Below are 5,360 nucleotides of genomic sequence, written 5' to 3' on the forward strand. Positions count from 1 at the left end.
AGGGCGGCCTCGCGCGCCGCCGCTTCCAGCAGCCCCAGAGCGGGCGCGGAGGACGAGCCCTGCACCCGCGAGCCGCGATTATAGGCGCCGTGGCCCTCCATGGCGGCCGGCCGTTCCGCGTCACCGCCGGCCGCCGTGGGCGCATCCCCGTTCGGCATCGCTGTTCCTTTCCTGCGGCCTCAGCGCTTCACCGCTCGGAAGCCGATCCGCCCGGCGTCGGCGTCGAACAGATAATCGTATGTGTTGAGCAGCCGCACGGTGGTGTTGACGAAAGGCGGGCGTCGTCCTTCGCCCACCAGCACCACCCGCTCGGGGGCCACCGGGTTCGAGGGATCGCCGACGACGAAGCGGTAGGACGGCGCGCTCGCGCCCGGCGGCGGCAGGATCGCCAGCTCGACGCCGTCGGCGAGGAGGGGCTCGCCGCGCGCGTTCAGAATCTCCCGGTCGCTGGTCTGCGAATCGGGGAGCGACAGGTACATGGCGGTGACGCCGGTATCCACCAGCAGGGTTCCGCACGCCGGCGGCATGCGCTGCGCCACCGCGATACAGGCCTGCGGCGGCGCCCAATCGTCCCGCTGCGGATCGCGCGTGAGCGGGGTGGTGACGAAGTGCGCTCCGACGTCGCCCGGCGTCAGTCCCACCTGCACGTGCCGCCGGCCCAGGATGTAGCCGCGCGCGATCGGCCCGGGACTGCCCGGCCGGCCCATGGCGGGCAGATTGAGGAACGGATTCTTGTCGGGGGTCCCGGCGGTCTGGCGGTCGGCCTCGCGCGCGAGCCGACGCCGAGCATGGCGATGCCGCGGGGCTGCTCCCGCGGCTCGCAATTGCGGGCCGAGGCCAGGCAGTTCACGCTTTCCACGGCCAGCACCGGGATCGGCCGTGTGGTGATCGCCGCGCCGTTCTTGCCGATCACGGTGACGGCCGAGAGGACGTAGCGGCCCTGCATGATGCGGCCGGAACTCGTATAGGTGAGCTGGCCCGGGCCGATCACCGGCAGATCGTCGAGGTCGAGGATCGAGGACGCCGAGACCACGACGCCGGTCGATCCGGTGTCGAGCACCGCCCGGTGGATCTCGCCGCTTCCCACCGCCAGGCCCAAAGTGGGCGGGCGCAGCAGCGGCTGACCCTCGGCCGGGGCGTTGAAGAAGGTGAGGGTGACGCCCTGCCGGTCATCAGCCTCTCCCGCGCGCGCCGGGGTGATGCAGACTGCGGCGCAGACCAAACATGCAAGCACGGCGAGCAGCGGGCACGGGAGGCGGAAGCCGATGACGGCGCCCTGCGCGCCTCCGTTGGACTTCATGGGTGACGCACCTTGGAGGACGAACCTTTGCGCCGCTGGGGCGTCCGGCGACATCATCATTCCCAACAAAAAACCGCAAGCCGCCGGGGCGCTTTCGAGGCGGAGGCGGCCGAAAATCCGCCGATGGCGGTTGCCGCCTGCCGCCGCTGCGAACGCGGCGCTCCGATCTGCGGCAAAGACAGCCCGTGTCCTTGCCGCGCCAGTCGGTTTTGCCTCCGTCCCGGCCTCCAAAAGGGGTCTTTCAAGGGGGGCTTGCGACGCGGCGCTCCAAAGGAAACTTAGCGCGTTGACGAAGTGTTTCTTGTGCGCCTGGCGTGCCGATGATACTTAGCGATATGGCTAAGCATGATCCGGACCTGTCCCTGCTATTCCACGCTCTGGCCGATCCCACCCGCCGGGCGATCCTGACCCGCCTTGCCGCGGGACCGGCGCGGGTCACGGACCTGTCCGGGCCCACTGGCCTGAGCCTGCGACCGTGATGCGGCACCTTTCGGTTCTGGAGGCGGCGGGGCTGATCGCCTCCACCAAGGACGGGCGGGTGCGCACCTGCGCCATCGTGCCGGAGGCGTTCGCCCCGGCGCGGACCTGGCTCGACGCGCAGCGGGCCATCTGGGAAAGCCGGCTCGACCGGCTGGAAGCATTGGTCACGCGCACGATGAAGGAGCCCAAGGAATGACCGCCACGCCGAACCCCGCGCCCCTCCCTGCGGCGGCCGAACCCGCCGACGGCCGCTTCGCGACGCTGACCTTCGCGCGCGAGGTCGCGGCGCCCCTGCCCGTGTTGTGGCAGGCCTGGACCGACCCCGCCGCGCGGGCGGTCTGGGGCCGCGCCCACACCCGACGTCAGCGTCGCGTTCCTGGAGGCCGACACGCGCGTCGGCGGGCGCGAAGTCTCGCTCTGCAAGGTCGCGGGCGCGCCCGACATCCGCTGCGAATGCGGCTGGCTGGAGCTGGAGCCGGCGGTACGCAGCGTGAATTACGAGGTGGTCTCCGCCGGCGGCGTGGCGCAATCGGCAGCGCTGGTGACGGCGGACTTCTCCGGCTCGGATGCCCGCAGCCGGCTGGTGGTGACGGTGCAGCTGTCGTCGCTCGCCGCGAACATGGCGGCGGGCTACCGGCAGGGTTTCGAGGCGGGGCTCGGCAACCTCGCCGGCGTCGCGGCGCGGACCATGGTTTTGGAGCGCGTCATCCGCGCGCCGCGCAGCCTCGTTTGGAACGCCTGGATGAATCCCGAGACGCTGCCGCAATGGTGGGGACCGGACGGCTTCTCTTGCCGCACCCAGCGGATCGACCTTCGCGCCGGCGGCGAATGGGTGTTCGACATGATCGCCCCCGACGGCACCGTCTTCCCCAACCATCACCGCTACGGCGAGGTGCGGCCGCAGGAGCGGATCGCCTATGCGCTGCTGTGGGGCGAGAACGGGCCGAAGCACGCCGACGCCTGGGCCACCTTCGAGGAGCGCGATGGCGCCACCACGGTGAGGCTCGGCATGGTGTTCAGCTCCGAGGCGGAGTTCCAGACGGCGAAAGGCTTCGGTGCCATCGAGCTGGGCCTGCAGACGCTCGGCAAGCTCGCCCGTTTCGTCGGTGCTGCGTGAGGCGGCGCTTCCAGGGCACCGTTTGCCTGTGCTAGATTACCATCGGCGCCACTCGAGCGCCGAATGGGAGAGCCCAGGCCATGCGCAGCGAGATTTCCGGCACGACCCTTCCGGTCCTCACCCTGACGCTGGAGGCCGGCGAGACCATGCTGGCCGAGCCGGACCGGCTGTCCTGGATGACCTCCAACGTCGCCATGCGCACCACGACGGCGACCGGCGGCGCCTCGGGCTTCTTCGGCGCCATCGGCCGGGCGGTGTCCGGCGGCGGCCTGTTCATGACCGAGTTCACCGCCGAGGGCGGCGAGGCGCTGGTCGCGTTCGCGGCCACCGTGCCCGGCGCCATCATGGAGATGAAGGTGAGTGCGGGGCGGGGCCTGCTGATCCATCGGCACGGCTTTCTCGCCGGCGCGGCGGGGCTCAGCCTCGCCATCGGCTTCCAGCAGTCGCTCGGCGCCGGCGTGTTCGGCGGCGAGGGCTTCGTGCTCCAGCACCTCACCGGGGAGGGCCCCGGCTTTCGTGGAGCTGGGCGGCGAGATCGTCAGCTACACGCTCAAGCAGGGCCAGGACCTTTTGGTGCATCCCGGCCATGTGGGCATGTTCGAGGAGACCGTGGGCTTCGAGATCACCACCATCCGCGGCGTGAAGAACATCCTGTTCGGCGGCGACGGCCTGTTTCTCGCCCGGCTCTCGGGGCCGGGGCAGGTGTGGCTCCAGTCGCTGACGCCCGCCAAGCTCGCCCACGCGCTGCGGCCCTATCTGCCCTCCGGCGAGCACCACTGAGGCGCGCGGCCTGCCGGCGTCACCCCCGCATCAAGGCGGTGACGTGCGCGGCGGCGGAGGAGGCGAGGCCCTCCAGGTCGTAGCCGCCTTCCAGCACCGAGACCACGCGGCCCTGGCACTTCTTGTCGGCGATCTCCATCAGCCGCTTGGTGATCCAGGCGAAGTCCGTGTCCACGAGGCGCAGCGAGGCGAGCGGGTCGCGCACATGGGCGTCGAAGCCGGCGGAGATCAGGATCAGGTCCGGCGCAAAGCTCTCCACCCGTGGCAGGATGCGGCTCTCCATCGCCTCCTTGAACTTCGCGCCGTCGTCGCCGGAGGCGAGCGGCGCGTTGACGATGGTGCCGACCGCGCCGGTCTCGCTCACCTCGCCGGTGCCGGGATAGAGCGGCATCTGGTGGGTGGAGCAATAGAGCACGCTGTCGTCGGCCCAGAAGATCTCCTGGGTGCCGTTGCCGTGGTGCACGTCGAAATCGATCACCGCCACGCGGTCGAGGCCGTATTTGGCCTGGGCATGGCGCGCGGCGATGGCCACCTGGTTGAGCAGGCAGAAGCCCATGGGCCGGCGCGTCTCGCAATGGTGGCCCGGCGGGCGCATGGCGACGAAGGCGTTGGAGACCTTGCCGTCCATCACCTCGTCCACGGCGAAGCAGGCGCCGCCCACCGCGCGCAGCACCGCCTCCCAGCTGCCGGGCGAGAGCAGCGTGTCGGAATCGATGCGCACCAGCCCTTCCTTCGGGCTCGCCTCGGCCATGGCGTCGACGAAGTCTTCCGGATGAACGCGGATGATGTCCTCGCGCGCGCCGCGCGGGGCGAGGTCGCGCACCAAGTTCGCGAACTTCTCCTGCTCGAAGATGCGGTCGAGGACGCGCAGCCGGTCGGCCCGCTCCGGATGGCCGGGCGGGGTGGCGTGGGCGAGGCCGGACGGATGGGTGACGAGCAGCGTGGACATGGGTGCGGCGTTTCCTCGGGCTGTCTTCCAGAGCGCGATCCGATCAAATCGACTGAATTCGATCGGGGGATCGCCCTCTAAATTATTGGCAGAGCACGCGCCGATCAGCTGGCACCGCAAGCTGATCGGCGCGTGCTCTCGGGCGCGCAGAGCTTCGCCTTGCATACCATATTCCGGTCGGCCCGGTAGCGCTTTGCGCCGGCTCAATCGCCGGCAGGGCCTGCGCCCGCTCAGTTCCCGTCGAGCCGGCGGGAGAAGACGATGCGCTCCTCCTCCTGATAGCCGAGCGCCGCGTAGAAGGCGCGCACCTGCGCATTGTCCGGCCGCACCATCAGCATCAGCTTGGGGACCGCGCGCCCTTGAGCCAGTCCTCGGCCGCCAGCGCCAGAGCGCGGCCGATGCCCTTGCCCTGGAGCGCCGGCTCCACGGCGAGGTAATAGAGCCAGCCGCGGTGGCCGTCATGGCCCACCATCACCGAGCCGGCGATGGCCTCGGCCTGCCGCGCCACCAGGATGGTGGAGTGCGGCCCGCGCCGGGCGAGGGCGATGTCGGCGAGCGGATCGTTCCACGGCCGGGTGAGGCCGGCGCGCGCCCACAGAGCGGCAAGGGCGGCTCCATCCGCGTCGCCCGCATGGTCGATGGCGAGAGGGCCGGCGTCGGTGGAGACGGCGATGGGGTGGGCGGTCATTGCGGCGTCTCCTCGGGAGCGGGTCGGGGGGCGGCGGCCGCGCGAG

Annotated in this window: 4 protein-coding genes and 4 pseudogenes; 4 read left to right on the forward strand and 4 right to left on the reverse strand. The window is 70.9% G+C overall.

What is annotated here, in order from left to right:
- Positions 1-179: 179 nt before the first annotated feature.
- Together AC2W7M_RS19195 and AC2W7M_RS19200 are read right to left on the reverse strand one after the other, a co-directional pair.
- Positions 180-647: a hypothetical protein gene (locus AC2W7M_RS19195; protein ID WP_486134118.1), complete on the reverse strand. Its 468-nt coding sequence runs from the start codon at positions 645-647 to the stop codon at positions 180-182.
- On the reverse strand, positions 632-1,300 hold the full coding sequence (locus AC2W7M_RS19200; RefSeq protein WP_486134120.1) for a hypothetical protein: 669 nt from the start codon (positions 1,298-1,300) through the stop codon (positions 632-634). Before AC2W7M_RS19200 ends, AC2W7M_RS19195 begins: the two co-directional genes overlap by 16 nt.
- Before the next feature lie 335 nt (positions 1,301-1,635).
- Between AC2W7M_RS19200 and AC2W7M_RS19205 the strand changes: the two are divergent.
- The 4 genes and pseudogenes from AC2W7M_RS19205 (at position 1,636) to AC2W7M_RS19220 (ending at position 3,677) form a co-directional block, all read left to right on the forward strand.
- A pseudogene (locus AC2W7M_RS19205) lies at positions 1,636-1,976 on the forward strand (ArsR/SmtB family transcription factor).
- A pseudogene (locus tag AC2W7M_RS19210) lies at positions 1,973-2,897 on the forward strand (SRPBCC family protein). The pseudogenes AC2W7M_RS19205 and AC2W7M_RS19210 overlap by 4 nt, the downstream one beginning before the upstream one ends.
- A 146-nt stretch (positions 2,898-3,043) precedes the next feature.
- A pseudogene (locus AC2W7M_RS19215) lies at positions 3,044-3,334 on the forward strand (AIM24 family protein); the annotation flags it as partial.
- 79 nt (positions 3,335-3,413) lie between these two features.
- Positions 3,414-3,677 carry an AIM24 family protein gene (locus AC2W7M_RS19220; RefSeq protein WP_486134121.1) on the forward strand — a complete coding sequence of 88 codons (264 nt, stop codon included), beginning with the start codon at positions 3,414-3,416 and terminating at the stop codon, positions 3,675-3,677.
- Between the two features lie 19 nt (positions 3,678-3,696).
- Here the strand turns inward: AC2W7M_RS19220 and AC2W7M_RS19225 are convergent, their stop codons facing one another.
- Both AC2W7M_RS19225 and AC2W7M_RS19230 read right to left on the reverse strand, forming a co-directional pair.
- Positions 3,697-4,626 carry a histone deacetylase family protein gene (locus AC2W7M_RS19225; protein ID WP_486134122.1) on the reverse strand — a complete coding sequence of 310 codons (930 nt, stop codon included), beginning with the start codon at positions 4,624-4,626 and terminating at the stop codon, positions 3,697-3,699.
- A 230-nt stretch (positions 4,627-4,856) separates the two neighbouring features.
- Positions 4,857-5,314, reverse strand: a pseudogene (locus AC2W7M_RS19230) (GNAT family acetyltransferase).
- Positions 5,315-5,360: the final 46 nt, after the last annotated feature.

This window comes from Xanthobacter sp. BG11Y11_SDJG (genome assembly GCF_057364445.1).